Origin of the sequence: Corynebacterium sp. HMSC055D05 (assembly GCF_001810365.1) — a bacterium.
GTDB classification, from domain to species: domain Bacteria; phylum Actinomycetota; class Actinomycetes; order Mycobacteriales; family Mycobacteriaceae; genus Corynebacterium; species Corynebacterium coyleae.
In genome coordinates this window covers 78,370-96,923 of record NZ_KV801060.1, presented here as the reverse complement: position 1 = coordinate 96,923, position 18,554 = coordinate 78,370, and the positions used below count along the sequence as shown (strand labels likewise).

Sequence of the window (18,554 nt, the reverse complement as noted above, 5' to 3'; positions counted from 1 at the left end):
AAGCCGGAAGCCGAGAAGGTCTACAAATGCCATGACATAAACGCTAAGCAACCTCCAAACAACCGACAAGGCCCAACAAAAAATCTGTGGATAACCCACCGACTCATGCCGGAAAGTTATCCACAGATTGGGCTGGGTCTTGACTTTTAGCGTTTGGTCACTTTGCCTGTCAGTTTCGCGAGCGGTGCGGCGAAGGATCCGCGGGCGAGGAACCATCCGAGCGCGGTGACGGCTACGGCGCCGAGGAATACCAAGGTGCCGGTCCAGGAGGTGGAGTCTTGGGCGGCGAACATGGCGTTGAGGTTGGCGCGCAGGCCGGTCGTCGCAACGAGGAAAACGTGGATGACCATGAAGATGAGGAAGTAGATCATGGTGGGGAAGTGCACGGCGCGTGCCCACGCGACGGGCACCCCGTTCCACGTTTTCGGCCACATGGAGCTCATGCGGAAGCCGGATGCGATCGCGAGTGGGGAGGCGATGAATACGGTGGTGAAGTACGCGAGTTCTTGCAGCGCGTTGTAGTGGACCCAGCCGTGTTCGTTAGGCCAGTCGAGTGCGAGGTATTGCAGGCCTGCGGAGATGGCGTTGGGGATGACGTCGATGCTGGTTGGCACGATGCGGACCCATTGGCCGGTGGCAAACAGTAGGATGTAGAACACTACGCCGAGTGCGACCCATGCGATGTCAAGGGTTTGGTGCAGCCATTGGGTCAAGGAAATCTTTTTGCCGTTGCGTTTCGACGTCCAGTAGCCCGCCGGCCGCTTCTCTCTGCGCACGTCGAGACCAGTCTTGACGATGAGCGCCATCAGGAACATGTTGAAGAAGTGGGCCCAGTTGAGCCAGGCGGGGAAGCCGACGGGGGCGTTGTCGGGTAGTGGCTGCATTCCGTCGTAACGTGCGACGAAGTCGGCGCCGGTGTCGGTGCCGATGAACCAGCGTGCGCCGACGAATGCTGCGATGACCAGTACGAGGGCTGGAATGAGCCATCGCTTATCGACGACCCCACGCCCCGCCGGCACCTCCACCGGCGCAGGCGCTGCGGGCGTTGGGGCTGCCGCTGCTGCCGGAGCCGAATCGGGCTCGGGCGTTGGCGTGGCGTCGGCGGTTGTTGCGGCCGCTGGTGCAGCCGTCGGTGCTGGAGCTGGTGCGGCTTCGGGCTCGGCTGGTGCGGGCACGTGGACGGTGCCGGCGGGTGGCCAGGCTTCGCCACCTGTGACGCGGGGGAGACCACGGCGCAGGGGAACTTCGACGGTGTTTGCGGGGGTTGCAGCTGGAGCTGTGGCCTGATCAGCTGCGTCAGCCGTGCTAGTCGCAGCAGCGTCAGGCTCGCTCGGTGTCGCTGTGGACGGAGCCGCAGCAGCGCCCGCAGCGCCTGCGAAGGCAGCGACGGCGGTGGCCGGTGGCCAGGGTTCACCACCCGGGGTACGAGGTAGGCCCTGGCGCAAACCGGTGGTCGGCGAGGAAGCAGACACAGTGGCAGGCGCCGCGACAGGCTCAGCGGGTGCGCAGGTGGTCGGGGTGGTGGGGTCGTCGATTAGCGGGGGCCATGGTTCGCCGCCGGGAACACGGGGCAGGCCGCGTCGGAGTTGGGGCATTACTTACGAGCCTCGATCTCGGAGATGATCTGTGGGACGACGTCGAAGAGGTCGCCGATGATGCCGAAGTCAGCGATGTCGAAGATGGGGGCATCCTCGTCATTGTTGATGGCGACGATGGTGTCGGCGGTTTGCATGCCCACCAGGTGTTGGACAGCGCCGGAGATGCCGATGCCGATGTAGAGCTTCGGGCTGACCAGTACGCCGGTTTGGCCGATTTGGGCTTCGTAGGCGACTTGGTCTTCGTCGACGGCGGAGCGGGTGGCGCCGACGGCGGCGCCGAGGGCATCCGCAAGCCCGCCGACGAGTTCTTCGAACATGTCGGCGTCGCCGAGCGAGACGCCACCGGCAACGACCTTGTCTGCGGTGAGCAGGTCGGGGCGGGTGGAGGTGCGCTCGACCGGCGTGACGGAGACGACCTCGGCGGTGCGTGCGCCGGAGGTTTCGACGTTGAGGTCGCGCACCTCAGGCGTTGCGACGGCAGCGGCGCGGGTTTCCACAGCACCGGGGCGCACGGTGATGATCGGTGCGGAGTGGGTGGCAGCGGCAGTCGCGGTGTAGGCGCCGCCGAAGTTCTGGTGGTCGGTGACGATGCCTTCTGCGTCTCGACGAACCGCCACCGCGTCGGTCAACAGCGCCTTGCCTGCGCGCACGGCTACACGGCCGGCGGTTTCGCGCCCGCGCACGGTGTGGGAAAACAACACGGCGGCGGGGTTGAGGGTGGTGAGGGCGGTGGTGGTGGCGTCGACAAGTGGGGCGTCGGAAACCAGCACCGTGGCCGCGCCGAGGGTGCTGAGGGCGTCGGCGTGGGTGCGGTCGTCGATAAGAACGATGGGGGTGCCGATTTCGGAGGCCGCGCCGATGAGTTCGGCGGCGTGGGGGTCGAGGCTGCCGTCGTGGGAGCGGTCCGGGACAACGAGAATTTCAGTCATGGGTGCTCCTTAAATGAGGTTTTTGGATTCGAGGAAGTCGACGAGTTTCGCGGCGGCGGTGGAGTTGGCGTCGATGATTTCGCCGCGTTCGCGGGCCGGGCGCTTGTCAATGGCGACCATGATGGCGCGCGGGTGGGTGAAATCTTCCGCGTCGATGTCCAGGTCGGCGAGTGTGAGTGTGTTGAGCTCCTTCTTCTTCGCCGCCATGAGTCCCTTGAAGTTGGGGTAGCGGGGGTCGGCGAACTCGTCGGCAACAGCGACGACGGCTGGGAGGTCGGCGCGCAGTTCGACGACCGCCCCGTCGGAGGCCTGGGTGGCGGTGACGTTTGTGCCGTCGACGGTCAGTTCCGTCAGGTTGGTCAGTACGGGCCAGTTCAGGTGTTCGGCGATCATGGGGGCGATGACGCCGGTGCCACCGTCGGAGGACATGTTGCCCGTAACGACGAGGTCGTAACCGTTCTTGCGAATCAACGCTGCAAGCACCTCGGCGGTGAGGGTGGCGTCGGCGCCGGTCAGGGCGTCGTCGGAAACGATGTAGGCCTCGGTGGCGCCCATGGCGATGCCGCGGCGGATCGAGTCGGCAGACGTTTCGGGGCCGACGCTGAGGATTTCGACCACGGTGTCGTCGTCAAGTGCTTCCGCGATGCGTAGCGCTGCTTCGACGGCGCGTTCGCCAACTTCGTCGGCAACAACGTCGCCGGAGCGGTCGGTCAGACCGGTCTCCAGGTTCATTTCGCGGTCGCTGTAGGTGTCCGGCACCTCTTTCAGCAGCACGGCAATACGCACGGCCACTCCTTATAGGTAGGGGGTAGGCAATCGTGCGCAGTCTAGCGCACGGCTAAAAGTCGAATCCCCCGAAGTCGAAGCCGCCGCCGAAGTCACCCATGTCTCCGCCGAAATCGCCGCCACCCATGTCACCCATATCACCCATATCTCCCATGTCGCCCATGCCTTCGGCGCCAGCAGCGTCGCCGAGACCGCCAGCCTCAAACGCTTCGGGTGCGGCTGCGCCGGACATGCCGGCGAACATGGTGGAGTAGAACATCATCGACGACGCAGCCCACATGCCCGTCATCATCGCTGGGGCCCACCAGGCGGTGGAATACCAGCCAGCAGGAACGGGGCGGCCTGCGACGGCTCCGCCGGGGTAGTAGTGCGGGGTGGCCTCGGTGGCTACGGGCGATGCGGTAACAACGGTGCCGTCTTCTTGGCGCACGCTGCGTTGTTCAGTCACGCGGCCTGCCTGGCGCTGGCCTTCCAACTCTGGCAGCGCAGGACCGGCGGGAAGCCCCATGATCTCGCGCGCTGCATTGACGTAGTGCAGGCCCTCGAGCGCGGATTCGCGGGCGAGCATGGCTTGTTTCGGCGTGCGGGCGTCGGCAAGACCTGCGCTTGCGGCGTTGAACCGCTCGGAGGCGTCCGCCATGGCCTGGGTGGAGGCGGCATCGTTGCCGGAGAGGTTCAGCACCTGCGAGCCGAGGCGGTCGGTCCATCGCTTGGCGTCGGCGTAGGCGTCGTCGAAAGAAATCTGCACCTGCTGGCGCGATTGCACTTGACGACGACCGCCACCACCCATCGTGGGCAGCATGATCAACGCACCAATAGCAAAGACGATGAGCAACAGACCGAGCATGGCTCCTCCTAAAATTCGTTGTTGTTTGGTTCAACGGGTGAACCTGCGCTAAAGTTCCGAGCAGCCGTTAAGGCAGCGTTTCTACGCATGGGAATGTCGTATAGTGGCTAATACCTCAGCCTTCCAAGCTGAAGACGCGGGTTCGATTCCCGTCATTCCCTCCACGTTTGACCACCGGTTCTGCATGCAGAACCGGTTTTCTTCTACCCCGATGTGACCCTGGAATAAACGCCCGCTACAATGATCAACCTGAACCGCTTGAGTGGTTACTGATTCGGTTCATACCGTGGCGGTTTTGCCGCCTACGGGGCGTGGCGCAGTTTGGTAGCGCACCTGCTTTGGGAGCAGGGGGTCGCAGGTTCAAATCCTGTCGCCCCGACAAAGGCGGGCCCGTTTTGTACGGGCCCGCCACTTATAAGCACTGAAACTCGTTGATTGAAACAAGTACAGGAGAAACCCGTGAAGACTAACGTCGAAAAGCTCAGCGACACCCGCGTTAAGCTCAACGTCAGCGTGCCGTTCGACGAGCTTGGCCCGGAGATCGACCAGGCATACAAGGCGATCTCCCAGCAGGTCAACATTCCGGGCTTCCGTCGCGGCAAGGCTCCGCGCCAGCTGATCGACGCTCGTTTCGGCCGCGGTCCGATCCTGGAGCAGGTTGTCAACGACATGCTGCCGACCCGCTACGAGCAGGCTCTGGCAGAGAACGACCTGAACCCGCTGGGCCAGCCGGAGATTGAGGTCACCAAGATCGAGGACAACGATGTTGTCGAGTTCACCGCTGAGATCGACGTCCGTCCGGAGATCAAGGTGCCGGACTTCTCCAAGATTGAGGTCACTGTTCCGGAGCTCAAGGTTGACGACGAGGCTGTTGACGCCGAGCTCGACTCCCTGCGTGAGCGTTTCGGTGAGCTCAAGGACACCAAGCGCAAGATGAAGACCGACGACTTCGCGGTCATCGACCTTGAGGCTTCCATTGACGGCGAGAAGCTCGACGACGCTTCCGCTGAGGGCCTGACCTACCGCGTCGGCGCCGACGACCTGATGAAGGGTCTGGACACCGCTCTGCGTGGCATGAAGACCGGCGAGGACAACGAGTTCGAAACCGAGATCCAGTACGGCGAGAACAAGGGCAAGAAGGCGACCGTCAAGGTCCACGTCCAGCAGACCAAGGAGCGCAAGCTTCCGGATCTTGACGACGAGTTCGTCCAGATGGCGTCCGAGTTCGACACCGTCGACGAGCTGCGTGAGTCCACCCGCGAGCAGGTTGAGGAGAACGCGAAGGCGAAGCAGGCTGCTGACATTCGCGATGAGGTCCTCAAGGCTGCCCTCGCCCAGGTTGAGTTCGCGCTGCCGGAGTCGATCGTCGACGAGCAGGTGCACAACCAGCTCCACCAGCTGCTCGGCCAGATGGCTCACGACGAGAACGCACTGGCGCAGCTGCTTGAGGCTCAGGGCACGACCCGCGAAGAGTTTGACAAGGAGTCCCGCAAGCAGGCTGAAGAGTCCGTGCGCACCCAGCTGTTCCTCGACGCTGTCGCAGAGGAAGAGCAGCCGGAGGTTTCCCAGCAGGAGCTCACCGACCACATCCTGTTCACCGCACAGTCCTACGGCATGGACCCGAACCAGTTCGTGGCTCAGCTGCAGCAGTCCGGCCAGATCGCGAACCTGTTCTCCGACGTGCGTCGCGGCAAGGCCCTCGCCGCCGCTATCTCTCGCACCTCGGTGAAGGATGAGGCTGGCAACAAGGTTGACCCGAACGATTACTTCGGTGAGATCGAGGAAGAGGACGAGGCTGCTGAGGAGCAGTAACCCCCTCTAAACCAAGGGTTTTTGGGCGGCTGGAAGCGAACTTTCGCTTCCGGCCGCTTTTTGTGTGGGGGCGTGGGGTCGTCGATAAGAATTGGCCGTACGCCGGTAGCGAACAAGGTTCAACTCCCTCGCGCGCGCGAGTAGGGTGGTGGCGTTACACGACGAACTAGCGAAGGAGCATCTGTTATGACTTCCCCGACTCAAGGTATGAACCTGGGAGACTCGGTGTACGAGCGCCTCCTGCGGGAGCGCATTATTTTCCTGGGTCAGCAGGTGGATGATGAGATTGCCAACAAGCTTTGCGCCCAGATTCTGCTGCTGTCGGCTGAGGATCCGACGCGCGACATCAGTCTTTACATCAACTCGCCGGGCGGTTCGGTGACCGCAGGTATGGCGATTTACGACACGATGAAGTACTCCCCGTGCGACATCGCTACCTACGGCATGGGTCTGGCTGCTTCCATGGGCCAGTTCCTGCTGTCTGGCGGCACGAAGGGCAAGCGTTACGCGCTGCCGCACGCACGCATCATGATGCACCAGCCTTCCGCAGGTGTTGGCGGCACTGCTGCTGATATTGCGATCCAGGCTGAGCAGTTTGCCGCGACGAAGCGTGAGATGGCTGAACTTATCGCAGAGCACACCGGCCAGACCTTCGAACAGATCACGAAGGATTCGGACCGTGACCGTTGGTTTACCGCGATGGAGGCCAAGGAATACGGCATCGTGGACCACGTCATCGAGAATGCCGCCATGGCTGGCGAGCACGCGATTGGCGACTAAGGCAAGCAACGAGAAGAGGAGACTTTTACTATGACTTTCCAAATGCCCAGCTCCCGCTACGTGCTGCCGCAGTTCCTGGAGGAGACCAGCTTCGGCACGAAGCAGATTGATCCGTACGGCAAGCTGTTTGAGGAGCGCATTGTGTTCCTTGGCACCCAGGTTGATGACACGTCGGCGAACGACATCATGGCCCAGCTGCTGGTCCTGGAGTCCCAGGATCCGGACCGTGACATCACGATGTACATCAACTCCCCGGGTGGTTCGTTTACCGCGTTGATGGCGATTTACGACACGATGCAGTACGTCCGCCCCGACGTGCAGACGGTGTGCCTCGGCCAGGCGGCATCGGCCGCCGCGGTCATCCTGGCGGCCGGTGCGCCGGGTAAGCGTGCGGCGTTGCCGAACTCGCGTGTGCTGATCCACCAGCCGGCCACCCAGGGCACGCAGGGGCAGGTTTCGGACCTGGAGATCCAGGCGGCTGAGATCGACCGTATGCGTCGTCTCATGGAGAACACGCTGTCGCACCACACGGGCCGTACGCCAGAGCAGGTTCGTATTGATACCGACCGCGACAAGATCCTCACCGCTGAGGAAGCCGTGGAGTACGGGATCATCGACCAGGTCTTCGACTACCGCAAGCTCAACGGCTAAAAAGAAAGGCGCCCGCAAGGGCGCTTTTTAGCTTTACGACGACACCCTCACCGGCGTCGCACCACAACCACCTACTGTTCGGTTGGGGTTTCCACGACGTCGGCGGAGGTCGGCGCTGCGTCGTCGCAGAACTTCACTGCGTTACGGATGGCTTCTGGTGCGCCCTCGAAGTCGCTGCGCGACCAGCACACGCCGTCTGCGGTGTTTTGCGGGTCTACAGACGCCCAACCGTTGCCCCGTGCGACCCAGTAGTAGTCCTGACCGTCTGGTGTGACGGTGCGGGCCCATTCACGGTCGCAGAAGGTGCTGTATTCGTCGCTGGCGCCCTGCGAGCCTTGTGCGGGCCATGCGCAGGCTGCACCCGGCTCGTCCGGTGCGGGAGCGACCTCTGGCTCACGTGCGGAACCGCCGGAGTTGCCGGATCCGCTCGAGCTGCGGCGACTGCTGCTGGACTTGGTGGACGACTTCGTCGTGGTGGACGTCTTCGACGAGGAGCTCGAGGAGCTCTTCGTGGTTGTGGACGAGGAGGTTGTGGTCTCGTCGTCCTCCTCGGAGGTGGTGGTCGTCGGGGTTGGGGTGGCTGTTGTGCTGGTTTGGGGGAAATCCAGCACCGGTTCAGCAATGCGTGCCTCGTCGTCCGAGCCGCCGCAGGCGGAAAGCGCCGGGACGGCGATGAGCGCTGCGGCGATGGTGGCAAGTGCGCGGCTGCGTTTCACGGGTACGGATTTCCTTTCAGACACATCAAAGAATGTGTCTAGGCTAGCTGATCGTTCCGAGGACAATGCGCTTAGTTTAGTCCCACCGCGTTTTGGGTGCGTGGGACGGGAACAGGGATGTGTCGTCGTGCGTTGTAGGGTGTGGGGTTCAGCACCCACTAGACTTGGGGAAGATTTCGGCGAGGGAACGGGAGTAGATACGCGCATATGGCCACTACGCATGACAGCGCTAGCCTTCTGAAGTGCTCTTTCTGCGGCAAAAGCCAGCAGCAGGTCCGCAAACTGATTGCGGGCGGAGGCGTCTACATTTGCGACGAATGCATCGAGCTGTGCAACGAGATCATCGAAGAGGAGCTCGCCGGCGCAGAACGCCAGGAGGAATCAGGAGAGCGTTTGCCGCGCCCTTCGGAGATCACTGCGTTTCTGGACGAGTATGTGATCGGCCAGGATGCGGCCAAGCGCACGCTTGCTGTGGCTGTGTACAACCACTACAAGCGCATTAAGGCGGAGGAGTCGAACCTTTCGGCCCGTGCGAAGGACGAGGAAGTGGAGATTTCCAAGTCCAACATCTTGCTGCTTGGCCCGACGGGTTCTGGCAAGACCTATCTCGCGCAGACGCTGGCGCGCATGTTGAATGTGCCGTTTGCGATCGCGGATGCCACCAGCCTGACCGAGGCTGGCTATGTCGGCGAGGACGTGGAGAACATTCTGCTGAAGTTGCTGCAGGCGGCAGACTTCGATGTGAATCGTGCGCAGCACGGCATCATTTACGTCGACGAGGTGGACAAGATTTCCCGCAAGTCCGAAAACCCGTCGATTACCCGCGACGTTTCGGGTGAGGGTGTGCAGCAGGCGCTGCTGAAGATCCTGGAGGGCACGGTTGCGTCCGTGCCACCACAGGGTGGACGTAAGCACCCGAACCAGGAGTTCATCCAGGTGGACACGTCGAACATCCTGTTCATCGTGGCCGGCGCGTTCGCTGGCCTGGACAAGGTGATCGCGGAGCGCGTGGGCAAGAAGGGCATCGGCTTCGGGGCGGAGATCGACTCGAAGTCGGAGCGCGACGAGGCGAACATGATGGCGCAGGTGCAGCCGGGCGATCTGGTGAAGTTCGGCCTGATCCCCGAGTTCATTGGCCGTTTGCCGATCATCGCGCACGTCGATGATCTGGATCGCGACTCGATGAAGCGCGTGCTTACGGAGCCGAAGAACTCGTTGGTCAAGCAGTACAAGCGCCTGTTCGCGATGGACGGCGCGGAACTGACGGTGACCGACGAGGCACTTGGTGTGATCGCGGACAAGGCGGCGGAGCGCAAGACCGGTGCGCGTGGCCTGCGTGCGATTATGGAGGAACTGCTCGTTCCGGTGATGTACGAGTTGCCGGATCGTGACGGCATCGCTGAGGTTGTGCTGGATGAGGCAGCCGCTCGCGGGGAGGGCGAACCGAAGTTCATTGAAGAAGAAAAGCAGCGCTCCGCGTAACGCAGTTCTGCTTAGATTAGGCCGCCGTCGTCGCTGTAGACGTCGGCGGTTTCTTCTTCCGCAGTGGGGGTGGGTTCGAGGTAGGACTCGTAGCCGGAGTAGGGGATGTTGGACGTGAGGAACGTCAGCACGGTGTCGATGACCATGCGGCGCATGCCGTCGACGTTGCGGCGGCTTGCAAAGTCCACGTCGCTGACGCTCAGTGCGGTCAGGCTGTTGCCCACGCGGAAGAAACACAGCGATGCGACCAGCGTGAGCAGATCGACAGCGGAGATACCGGGGCGGAATGCTCCCGCGTCTTGGCCTGCGAGCAACAGACGTTCAACGTGGAGGAGTACTTCGTTCTCGCTGACAAGCGCTGCGGCGTCTTCTTCGGCGGCGACGGGGTCGAGGTTTTCACGCAGGACGAGGCGCACACCGTCGGGGTGGTCCAAAAACGCGTGGTAGAGGGCGTCGATGTAGCGGCGCATCCCCTCGACGGGGGCGGCGTAGGAGCGGGTGGCGATGTCCTGAGGCGGGGTGATGCGAGCACTTGCCACCTTGAGCGCTGCGAGGTACAAGCCGCGCTTGTTACCAAAGTGGTAGTGGATCATGCGCTTGCTCATGCCCGTGGTGCGTGCAAGCGCGTTGAGTTTGACGTCGTCGTAACCGTTGTGGGCAAACGCGACAATCGCGGCATCGACGACAGCACCGGGGGAAGGGGAGGTGGCAGTCTCGGGTGCGGCGGTGTCGGCCATGTCCGTGGGCTCCCTTTCGGTGTGGTTCGGTGTGGTTCGGTGTGGTGGGGTCGTCGATACGCTTCTTTGCTTCCTCTCATCGTGCACCACTTGGCAGATCAGTGGCGCAGTACCGGCCAATGTTGCCCCCTGTGGGGGTAGGTTGAAGGGGAAACAGAAACAGAAAGAGGAGGCCTCATCATGTCCCAGACCCCCGCAAACGTCGTTGTTACCGGCGCAGCAGGCAACATTGCGTACTCGTTGCTGTGGCGCGTGGCAGCAGGCGACGTCTTCGGCCCCGATCGTCCGGTGAACCTGACGCTGCTGGAGATCCCGGAGGCAGTGCGTGCGGCTGAGGGCACGGCAATGGAGCTCAACGACTCGGCACTGCCGCTTCTGAACAAGATCACGGTGACCGACGACGCAAACAAGGCATTCGACGGTGCGCAGGCGGCGTTCCTGGTGGGGGCGAAGCCGCGCGGTAAGGGCGAGTCGCGCGCGGACATGCTGGCTGCAAACGGCAAGATTTTCATCGGCCAGGGCCAGGCGATCAACAATGGTGCTGCGGATGACGTCCGCGTGCTGGTGGTCGGCAACCCGGCGAACACGAACGCTTACATCGCCAACAAGGCGGCGCCGGATGTGCCAGCGGATCGCTTCAACGCGCTGATGCGCCTTGACCACAACCGTGCGCTGTCGATGCTCTCGCAGCAGCTCGGGGTGGCCTCGAGCGCCATTGAGCGCCTGACGGTGTGGGGTAACCACTCGGATACGCAGTTCCCGGACATCACGTACGCCACGGTGGACGGCAACCCGGTTGAGGTGGATCGCACCTGGTACACCGACGAGTTCATCCCGCGCGTGGCCAAGCGTGGCGCGGAGATTATCGAGGTGCGCGGTAAGTCCTCGGCGGCGTCTGCAGCGTCGGCGTCGGTGGATCACATGCGCGACTGGGTACAGGGCACGGCTGGCAAGTGGACGACGGCTGCGTTGCCGTCGACGGGCCAGTACGGCGTGGACGAAGGGCTTGTGTTCGGCTTCCCGGTGACGGGTGAAAACGGTGCGTGGGAGGTCGTCGAAAAGCTGGAGCTCAGCGACGATCAGCGGGCTCGTATCGACGCCAACATCACCGCCTTGAAGGACGAGGCGGCGATCGCCGACAAGCTGTTCTAGGTAGCTCGTTAAGATAGGTCGCGTGACTGACAAAAATCTGAACCGCACTGACGCGCTGCCGAAGTCGTGGGAGCCCAGCGACCACGAACGCGACCTCTACGAAGGCTGGGTCAAGGCAGGCTATTTCACTGCCGACGCCCACTCTGACAAGCCTGCGTACTCCATCGTGCTGCCGCCGCCAAACGTGACGGGTCAGCTGCACATGGGCCATGCGCTCGACCACACGCTGATGGATTCCCTGGTGCGCCGCAAGCGCATGCAAGGCTACGAGGTGCTGTGGCTGCCGGGCATGGACCACGCAGGCATCGCCACCCAGACCAAGGTCGAGGCGAAGCTCAAGGCCGAAGAAGGCAAGGACCGCTACGACTACGGCCGCGAAGAGTTCATTGACCGGGTGTGGGAGTGGAAGGAGCAGTACGGCGGCACGATCACCTCGCAGATGCGTGCGATCGGCGATTCCGTCGACTGGTCCCGCGAGCGCTTCACGCTGGACGAGGGCCTGTCGCGCGCCGTCCAGACCATCTTTAAGCAGCTCTACGACCGCGGCCTGGTCTACCGCGATTACCGCCTGGTCAACTGGTCGCCGGTGCTGGAGACCGCCGTGTCCGACATTGAGGTCGTGTACAAGGATGTCGAGGGCGAGTTCGTCTCCATTCGCTACGGCTCGCTTGACGACGACCAACCGCACCTGATCGTTGCCACGACGCGTGTGGAGACGATGCTGGGCGACGTCGCCATCGCCGTTCACCCTGACGACGAGCGCTACTCCCACCTCATCGGCGAGGTCTTCGAACACCCGCTGCGCGAAGGCATGCAGGTCAAGGTCATCGCCGACGACTACGTGGACATGGAACTCGGCACCGGTGCGGTGAAGATCACCCCGGCGCACGACCCGAACGACTACGAGATGGGTCTGCGCCACGACCTTGAGATGCCGATCATCATGGACGAAAAGGGCCGCATCGCCGATACCGGCACCAAGTTTGACGGCATGAGCCGCGAAGAAGCCCGCGTCGCCGTGCGTGAGGCGCTGGCTGAGCAGGGCCGCATTGTCAAGGAAGTGCGCCCGTACGTCCACTCTGTGGGCCACTCGGAACGCTCCGGCGAGCCGATCGAGCCGCGTCTGTCCCTGCAGTGGTTTGTCAAGGTCGATGAGCTGGCCAAGATGTCCGGCGACGCCGTGCGCGAAGGCGACACTAAGATCCACCCGGAGTCGATGGAGAAGCGCTACTTCGACTGGGTGGACAACATGCACGACTGGACCATTTCGCGCCAGTTGTGGTGGGGCCACCGCATCCCGATCTGGTACGGCCCGGAGGACGACAACGGCGAGCGTGACGTGGTTTGCGTCGGCCCGGACGAAGAGCCGCCGGCAGGCTACGAGCAGGATCCAGACGTTTTGGATACCTGGTTCTCGTCGGCACTGTGGCCGTTTTCCACGATGGGTTGGCCGGACAAGACCCCGGATCTGGAGAAGTTCTTCCCAACTACCGTGCTGGTCACCGCCTACGACATCTTGTTCTTCTGGGTTGCCCGCATGATGATGTTCGGCACCTTTGCAGGCTCGACCACCCCGGAGATCCTGGGGGAGGGTAAGGATGGCCGCCCGCAGATCCCGTTCGAGCACCTGTACCTGCACGGCCTGGTGCGCGACGAGAAGGGCCGCAAGATGTCGAAGTCCTTGGGCAACGGCATCGACCCGATGGATTGGGTGGAGCAGTACGGTGCAGATGCGCTGCGCTTCGCCCTGGCTCGTGGTGCGAACCCGGGTGTGGACCTGCCGATTGGCGACGACCACGCCACCGCCGCCCGCAACTTTGCCACCAAGCTGTTTAACGCCACCAAGTTCGCGCTCATGAACGGCGCGCGCGTGGACGCGTTGCCTGCACGCGAGGTGCTAACCGACGCTGACCGTTGGATCCTGGATCGCGCCGAGGAAGTCCGCGCCAAGGTGGACGCCTACCTGGACGATTACCAGTTTGCCAAGGCTAACGAGGCGCTTTACCACTTCGCGTGGGATGAGCTGTGCGACTGGTACCTGGAGATCGCCAAGACCCAGATCCCGCGGGACGGCGAGAGCGAGCAGGGTGAGAACACCAAGGTGGTCCTCGGCCGTGTGATCGATGTTGTGCTGCGCCTGCTGCACCCGACGATGCCGTTTATCACCGAGGTGCTGTGGAAGGCACTGACCGGCGGCGAAACGGTGACGCTCGCGCCGTGGCCGACCGCAGAGGACACCAACGGTGGTGCCGCGACCGATGAGGACGCTCGCCGTCGCATCGAAGATTCGATCAAGCTCATCACCGAGCTGCGTCGCTTCCGCTCTGATCAGGGTGTGAAGCCGTCGCAGAAGGTGCCGGCTCGCCTGGACTTCGCTTCGGCTGATCTGGTTGGCCAGGAGGCAATGGTGCGCCAGATTGCGAAGGTGACGGCGCCGGAGGATGACTTTGAGGCCTCGGCAAGCATTGAGATGCGCCTGAGCAAGGTCAACCTGGACGTCGCGTTGGATACTTCCGACACCGTCGATGTCGCTGCGGAGCGCAAGCGCCTGGAAAAGGAGCTTGCGGCGGCGCAGAAGGAGCTCGACACCACTGGCGGGCAGCTCGCCAATGAGCAGTTCTTGGCTAATGCGCCGGCGCAGGTCGTCGAGAAGATCAAGGCGCGTCAGAAGGTCGCACAGGAAGAGTTTGAGCGCGTCACGGCTCGTCTTGAGGCGCTGAAGTAATGGCGGATAAGTCGTTCGACCCGGAAGCGCGGGCAGCGTACGAGGCACTTCGAGCACAGCTTGGCGACGACGCCCTCGAGGGCATCGACATCGCCGACCTCGAATCCGGCCGTGACACCGACTTCGGCCACCTGGAGATGACCGATCACGGCATCACGCTCAACCTGGCCGACATGTCGGCCGAAAGTGGCGCGGACGGCTCCGACGCCGATACCGACGAGCCTGCACCAACCCTGGCTCCGGAGGGCGACCACCCGGACTTTGACAAGGTGGTCGCCCAGTTGGATGCGCGTGCGGCGGCGAATGACCCGAACCCGTCGCTGGACCGCATTGCGATGCTGATGGATCTTTTGGGTACGCCCCAGCAGTCCTTCAACGTTATTCACGTTGCGGGCACGAACGGCAAGACGTCGACGGCGCGTATGGCGGAGTCGATCCTTCGCGCGCTGAACCGTCGCACGGGGTTGTTCACCTCGCCGGAGTTGGAGCGTGTCACCGAGTGCATCCTCATCGACGGGGAGGAAATTTCCCAGACCCGTTTTGTGGATGTCTGGCGCGACATTGAGCCGTACGTGGACATGGTGGACGCGCACTTCCGCGAGTGCGGCGAGGCGGAGATGAGCCGTTTCGAGCTGCTCGTCGGCATTGCGTACGCGGCGTTCGCGGACGCACCCGTGGATGTTGCGATCGTCGAGGTCGGCATGGGCGGCACCTGGGATGCGACGAACGTGGTGGAGGCGGACGTGTCCGTCATCACCCCGATCGGTATCGACCACCAGCGTTTCCTCGGCGAGACGATTGAGGAGATCGCCGCGCACAAGGCCGGCATCATCAAGGCGCGTGAGCGCGACGGCTACGGACCGGCGGAAAACATCGCCATCGTTGCTGAGCAGGAGCCGGAGGCGATGCAGGTCATCCTGGAGCGCGCGGTGGAAACCGGCGCTGCGGTGGCGCGACAGGGGCGCGACTTTACTATCGACGACTCCTCCGTCGCCGTCGGCGGCCAGCAACTGTCGCTGCAGGGCCTTGGCGGAGTCTACGACGACATTTTCTTGCCGCTTTCCGGCGCACACCAGGCAGAGAACGCTTCGGTGGCGCTGGCTGCGGTGGAGAGTTTCTTCGGCGTGTCCCGCGAGCACCCGTTGGATATGGATTCGGTGCGCCAGGGCTTCGCGGAGGTGAAGGTGCCTGCGCGCGTGGAGCGTGTGCTGGGTGATCCGGTGGTGCTCATCGACGCCGCCCACAACCCCCACGGTGCGGCCACGCTCGCCGAAGCGATGCAGCGCGACTTCAACTACCAGTCCGTTATCGGCGTGGTGTCCATCTTCGCGGACAAGGATGCTCGCGCGATGCTGGCAGCGCTCGAGCCGGTGCTCGCGGATGTGGTGATCACCCAGAACACCGACCCGCGCGCGATGGACGCTTACGAGTTGGCGGAGATCGCCTACGAGGTCTTCGGCGATGAGCGTGTGCGTGTCGACGACAACCTGCCCTCGGCGATCGAACTCGCCATCGAGTTGGCCGAGGAGGAAGGCCCCGAAGGCGTCGGTGTGCTCATCACCGGCTCCGTTGCCACCGCAGGTCAGGCGCGCACCTACCTCCGTTCGTCGCGGGGTGTGCAGTGACCGCGCACCTGCTGTTGCCTGGCACGGCGCCGGTGATTGTTACGGCGCCACACGCCGTGGAGCAGCAGCGCGACGGCAAGATCAAGCTTGCGGAGCCCGCGACCCGTTGGCTCGCGGAGCAACTCCACGAGCACGTAGGCGCGACAGCGTTGATCAAGACCGACGCGGATAAGGCGGATCCGAACTCGGACGAGCACAGTCCGTTCCGGGACGTCGCGGTGCGCGAGGTCGAGCAGCGTGGGATCGTTGCGGGCATCGACTTGCACCAGATGAACCCGGACCGGCCCGATCAGGTAATCCTGGGAACCGGTCGCGGGCGCAACATCCACGACGATTGGCGGGTGCGCGACATTGTGGTCGCCGAGTTCAACGCGTGCGGGGTGCCCGTGCTTGTCGACGAAATCTTTCCCGCAATGGGACTTCACCGCGTGTCCTCCGACGTCGCGCTGCGTACCAACATTCCGTACGTGCAGGTGGAGATGAACAGTGCTGCGCTCGACGAGGGGCCGCGCGAACACATGCTCGCTGCGTTGACGCGCATCGTGCAGCGCTTTGCGGAGGAATTGGCGTGAAACCGACCTGGCTGGTGACCAACCGATGGCTGCACTGGGACAAGTTTGAGTGGCAGTTCGACCAGATCATCGGGGCATCACACGGCCAGATTGAGCGTGTGACCACCGACTACGCAGTTACTCATTTGGAGGACCTTCCCGAGGTGGCCTTCATCATGGATAAGGATGTCGCCGCGGTTGCGCAGTTGGAGGCGTTCGGGGTCAGGTGCGTGAATTCGTCGCAAAGCATTGCGCTGTGCGACAACAAGGCGTACACGCATGCGGCGCTGACTCGGGCGGGGATCGCGCACCCGAAAACGATCACCGCGCCGCTGGTGTACCGCAACCTCGAGGCGGAGGAATGGGCGAACAGCGAGTTTCTCGCCGCCGTCGAATATGCCCTGGGGTTTCCGGCGGTGGCGAAACATGCCGTTGGGTCGTGGGGCAGCGGGGTGTTTCTTGTAAATAGCCGCGACGAGCTCATCGACGTGCTGCGTGAGGCGTACCCCTCACCGGTGATTGTGGAGGAGTATGTTGCCGGCTCGCACGGCCGCGACGCGCGGATCTACATGGTGGGCGACACACCCGTCGCAGCGATGCGGCGCTTTGGCCAAGGTGGAGATTTCCGCGCCAACATCACAGGTGGTGGGCGTGCGGAAGCCTGGGATCCCCCGGCCGAATACGTCGACGTTGCGCGCGCCGCGATGGCAGCGCTCGGGCTGGATATTGGGTCGGTGGACTTCCTTGATGCGCAAGACCCCCTGGTCGGCGAGGTGAACTCGAACGCGCAGTTTGCGTCGCTGACGGAAACCACCGGAATCGATGTCGCAGCAGCAGTCGTTGAATATCTGGAGCAGCTATGACCGAGATGTACCTGCCGGCCCGTGAGGTGCGACTCAACGGGAAGAAAGCCAGTGTGGCAACCTACCCGGTGAACTCACTGGTCATCGGCCGGGATTGGCCGGGCTGGGAGGGGCTCAGCGATTTCCACCCGGCGCTCTTGGACGGCACTACCGCGGTGCAGTTGATCAAGGGTGGTGCGGGCGAGGAGGCATCTGCAACCGCACGCATCCTCCGTGCCGTGCCTGACGGTGTCGCGTCGGTTCAGCCTGTGCACGCGGAGGTGTTTTCCACCAACGTGAAACAGCGCGCGGACAAGGCGGGCGATAGTTCGATCGTGATCAGCGAGTCCGTTCGCGCCCGGCTGCCGGAAGCGGAGCACTACCGGGTGGTATGCCCGTTTACCAGGTGCTCGTTCGTTGTCACCCGCGACGAGATCGAGACGTTCCCAGAAGGCGAATACTCCGACGGCACCATCAAGATTTCTCGTTATCAGCGCATCCTGTTGCGTCTGCACCCGCCGATGGACATCACAAAGGCGCATCGCGACGCTATCCCGCCAGAGCACCACACGCTCATTGACACCCACTACAAGGACAGGGGTGTTTGGCCGCGCGAGCGTATCGACGACATCGCGTACCCAGACCGCATCCAACTCAATAGGGCCCTTCGTGCGGCGAAATTCTTCGACATCATGGTCGTGCCGATGATCGAAGGCGAAGGTACATCGGTGTTCGGGGACAACGAACGTTCCACCGCGCGCAAGAACCCGCTGCGCAGGTCCTGGTACTGGACCGCGAGGAAGCTCCTCGGTTCGCGAACCTACGTGATGCGGGTCGCTCGACCGAACGACATCGACGAGTCCCGCGCAGTAGTGCGACTCACCGCGGATTCGATGCAGTCGTTGGGCATCGAGGATTCGGATATAGTGCGGCTGCGCTACGGCGACCGCACGATTGCGGCGCGTGCGATGGCGATTGTCGACGACACCCGTTTCCGCCAGAACTCTCACATCAGCGTCATCGAGCCACTCGATGCGGTCATTGGTATTCCATCGAAACTGCGCGGACAACTTGGTGTTCCGAGTATTAACGAGTCGGTGAAGGTGGACCGCGACGTCAACCACCTGCTGCGCAAAACCTTGAACGTGTACATTTTGTCGGCGCTCGCATGGCTGTTTACCGTGCTGCAGGTCATCCCGGAAGGTCCTCGGGCGACGATTGGCACCGTGGGGTTGTTCGTTCTCGCGCTGCCGTTCATTGTCTACCTTGCGGCGGCGCCGCGCCGGGCGCAGGTTATGGATGCCAGCTAGGTCTGGCTACG

At 63.1% G+C, this 18,554-nt stretch carries 16 protein-coding genes and 2 tRNA genes; 12 read left to right on the top strand and 6 right to left on the bottom strand.

The window, feature by feature from the left end; genetic code table 11:
- Positions 1–146 precede the first annotated feature (146 nt).
- From HMPREF2734_RS04810 to HMPREF2734_RS04795, 4 genes are read right to left on the bottom strand one after another with little or no spacing between them, the layout of a single operon-like run.
- Positions 147–1,595, bottom strand: a complete 1,449-nt coding sequence (locus HMPREF2734_RS04810; protein WP_083308085.1) for a cytochrome b/b6 domain-containing protein — start codon at positions 1,593–1,595, stop codon at positions 147–149.
- Positions 1,595–2,527 (bottom strand): electron transfer flavoprotein subunit alpha/FixB family protein, encoded by a 933-nt coding sequence (locus tag HMPREF2734_RS04805; RefSeq protein WP_070453697.1) that lies wholly within the window; start codon positions 2,525–2,527, stop codon positions 1,595–1,597. The genes HMPREF2734_RS04810 and HMPREF2734_RS04805 overlap by 1 nt, the downstream gene beginning before the upstream one ends.
- 9 nt (positions 2,528–2,536) lie before the next feature.
- Positions 2,537–3,313 carry an electron transfer flavoprotein subunit beta/FixA family protein gene (locus HMPREF2734_RS04800; protein WP_070484873.1) on the bottom strand — a complete coding sequence of 259 codons (777 nt, stop codon included), beginning with the start codon at positions 3,311–3,313 and terminating at the stop codon, positions 2,537–2,539.
- Positions 3,314–3,365: 52 nt separating this feature from the next.
- Positions 3,366–4,160, bottom strand: coding sequence for a hypothetical protein (locus HMPREF2734_RS04795; protein WP_070421289.1), 795 nt, complete (start codon positions 4,158–4,160; stop codon positions 3,366–3,368).
- An 89-nt stretch (positions 4,161–4,249) separates the two neighbouring features.
- Here HMPREF2734_RS04795 and HMPREF2734_RS04790 point away from each other — a divergent pair.
- From HMPREF2734_RS04790 to HMPREF2734_RS04770, 5 genes are all read left to right on the top strand, one after another.
- Positions 4,250–4,324, top strand: a tRNA-Gly gene (locus HMPREF2734_RS04790).
- A gap of 141 nt (positions 4,325–4,465) precedes the next feature.
- A tRNA-Pro gene (locus HMPREF2734_RS04785) sits at positions 4,466–4,539 on the top strand.
- Positions 4,540–4,619: 80 nt separating this feature from the next.
- Entirely contained in the window at positions 4,620–5,972 is a 1,353-nt protein-coding gene (gene tig, locus HMPREF2734_RS04780; RefSeq protein ID WP_070484876.1) for a trigger factor, read from the top strand.
- A 186-nt stretch (positions 5,973–6,158) separates the two neighbouring features.
- Positions 6,159–6,752, top strand: coding sequence for an ATP-dependent Clp protease proteolytic subunit (locus tag HMPREF2734_RS04775; RefSeq protein WP_070421293.1), 594 nt, complete (start codon positions 6,159–6,161; stop codon positions 6,750–6,752).
- A 30-nt stretch (positions 6,753–6,782) separates the two neighbouring features.
- Entirely contained in the window at positions 6,783–7,403 is a 621-nt protein-coding gene (locus tag HMPREF2734_RS04770) for an ATP-dependent Clp protease proteolytic subunit (protein WP_070421294.1), read from the top strand.
- A 71-nt stretch (positions 7,404–7,474) separates the two neighbouring features.
- On the opposite strand, the gene HMPREF2734_RS12005 is transcribed toward HMPREF2734_RS04770, so the two are convergent.
- Positions 7,475–8,119 carry a hypothetical protein gene (locus HMPREF2734_RS12005; RefSeq protein ID WP_070569669.1) on the bottom strand — a complete coding sequence of 215 codons (645 nt, stop codon included), beginning with the start codon at positions 8,117–8,119 and terminating at the stop codon, positions 7,475–7,477.
- 207 nt (positions 8,120–8,326) lie between these two features.
- Here HMPREF2734_RS12005 and clpX point away from each other — a divergent pair, with 207 nt between their 5' ends.
- Positions 8,327–9,601 carry an ATP-dependent Clp protease ATP-binding subunit ClpX gene (gene clpX, locus HMPREF2734_RS04760; RefSeq protein ID WP_070569667.1) on the top strand — a complete coding sequence of 425 codons (1,275 nt, stop codon included), beginning with the start codon at positions 8,327–8,329 and terminating at the stop codon, positions 9,599–9,601.
- A gap of 11 nt (positions 9,602–9,612) precedes the next feature.
- On the opposite strand, the gene HMPREF2734_RS04755 is transcribed toward clpX, so the two are convergent.
- Entirely contained in the window at positions 9,613–10,338 is a 726-nt protein-coding gene (locus HMPREF2734_RS04755; protein WP_070421297.1) for a TetR/AcrR family transcriptional regulator, read from the bottom strand.
- Between the two features lie 180 nt (positions 10,339–10,518).
- Between HMPREF2734_RS04755 and HMPREF2734_RS04750 the strand changes: the two genes are divergently transcribed.
- The 6 genes from HMPREF2734_RS04750 to HMPREF2734_RS04725 are packed head-to-tail and all read left to right on the top strand — an operon-like array spanning position 10,519 to position 18,543.
- Positions 10,519–11,490 carry a malate dehydrogenase gene (locus tag HMPREF2734_RS04750; protein ID WP_070569665.1) on the top strand — a complete coding sequence of 324 codons (972 nt, stop codon included), beginning with the start codon at positions 10,519–10,521 and terminating at the stop codon, positions 11,488–11,490.
- A 22-nt stretch (positions 11,491–11,512) separates the two neighbouring features.
- Positions 11,513–14,215 carry a valine--tRNA ligase gene (locus tag HMPREF2734_RS04745; RefSeq protein ID WP_070569663.1) on the top strand — a complete coding sequence of 901 codons (2,703 nt, stop codon included), beginning with the start codon at positions 11,513–11,515 and terminating at the stop codon, positions 14,213–14,215.
- Positions 14,215–15,840 carry a bifunctional folylpolyglutamate synthase/dihydrofolate synthase gene (locus HMPREF2734_RS04740; protein ID WP_070569661.1) on the top strand — a complete coding sequence of 542 codons (1,626 nt, stop codon included), beginning with the start codon at positions 14,215–14,217 and terminating at the stop codon, positions 15,838–15,840. Before HMPREF2734_RS04745 ends, HMPREF2734_RS04740 begins: the two co-directional genes overlap by 1 nt.
- Positions 15,837–16,412 carry a hypothetical protein gene (locus tag HMPREF2734_RS04735; protein WP_070569660.1) on the top strand — a complete coding sequence of 192 codons (576 nt, stop codon included), beginning with the start codon at positions 15,837–15,839 and terminating at the stop codon, positions 16,410–16,412. The genes HMPREF2734_RS04740 and HMPREF2734_RS04735 overlap by 4 nt, the downstream gene beginning before the upstream one ends.
- The gene (locus HMPREF2734_RS04730) at positions 16,409–17,254 is read left to right on the top strand and encodes an ATP-grasp domain-containing protein (protein WP_070569658.1); all 846 of its coding nucleotides are present in this window, start codon (positions 16,409–16,411) and stop codon (positions 17,252–17,254) included. Before HMPREF2734_RS04735 ends, HMPREF2734_RS04730 begins: the two co-directional genes overlap by 4 nt.
- Positions 17,251–18,543 (top strand): hypothetical protein, encoded by a 1,293-nt coding sequence (locus HMPREF2734_RS04725; protein ID WP_070569656.1) that lies wholly within the window; start codon positions 17,251–17,253, stop codon positions 18,541–18,543. Before HMPREF2734_RS04730 ends, HMPREF2734_RS04725 begins: the two co-directional genes overlap by 4 nt.
- Positions 18,544–18,554 lie beyond the last annotated feature (11 nt).

What these genes read in the sequence shown, in the direction of transcription:
- HMPREF2734_RS04810 (WP_083308085.1), bottom strand. Translation starts at nt 1,595, where the DNA reads ATGCCCCAACTCCGACGCGGCCTGCCCCGTGTTCCCGGCGGCGAACCA.
- HMPREF2734_RS04805 (WP_070453697.1), bottom strand. Translation starts at nt 2,527, where the DNA reads ATGACTGAAATTCTCGTTGTCCCGGACCGCTCCCACGACGGCAGCCTC.
- HMPREF2734_RS04795 (WP_070421289.1), bottom strand. Translation starts at nt 4,160, where the DNA reads ATGCTCGGTCTGTTGCTCATCGTCTTTGCTATTGGTGCGTTGATCATG.
- HMPREF2734_RS04775 (WP_070421293.1), top strand. Translation starts at nt 6,159, where the DNA reads ATGACTTCCCCGACTCAAGGTATGAACCTGGGAGACTCGGTGTACGAG.
- HMPREF2734_RS04770 (WP_070421294.1), top strand. Translation starts at nt 6,783, where the DNA reads ATGACTTTCCAAATGCCCAGCTCCCGCTACGTGCTGCCGCAGTTCCTG.
- clpX (WP_070569667.1), top strand. Translation starts at nt 8,327, where the DNA reads ATGGCCACTACGCATGACAGCGCTAGCCTTCTGAAGTGCTCTTTCTGC.
- HMPREF2734_RS04755 (WP_070421297.1), bottom strand. Translation starts at nt 10,338, where the DNA reads ATGGCCGACACCGCCGCACCCGAGACTGCCACCTCCCCTTCCCCCGGT.
- HMPREF2734_RS04750 (WP_070569665.1), top strand. Translation starts at nt 10,519, where the DNA reads ATGTCCCAGACCCCCGCAAACGTCGTTGTTACCGGCGCAGCAGGCAAC.
- HMPREF2734_RS04740 (WP_070569661.1), top strand. Translation starts at nt 14,215, where the DNA reads ATGGCGGATAAGTCGTTCGACCCGGAAGCGCGGGCAGCGTACGAGGCA.
- HMPREF2734_RS04725 (WP_070569656.1), top strand. Translation starts at nt 17,251, where the DNA reads ATGACCGAGATGTACCTGCCGGCCCGTGAGGTGCGACTCAACGGGAAG.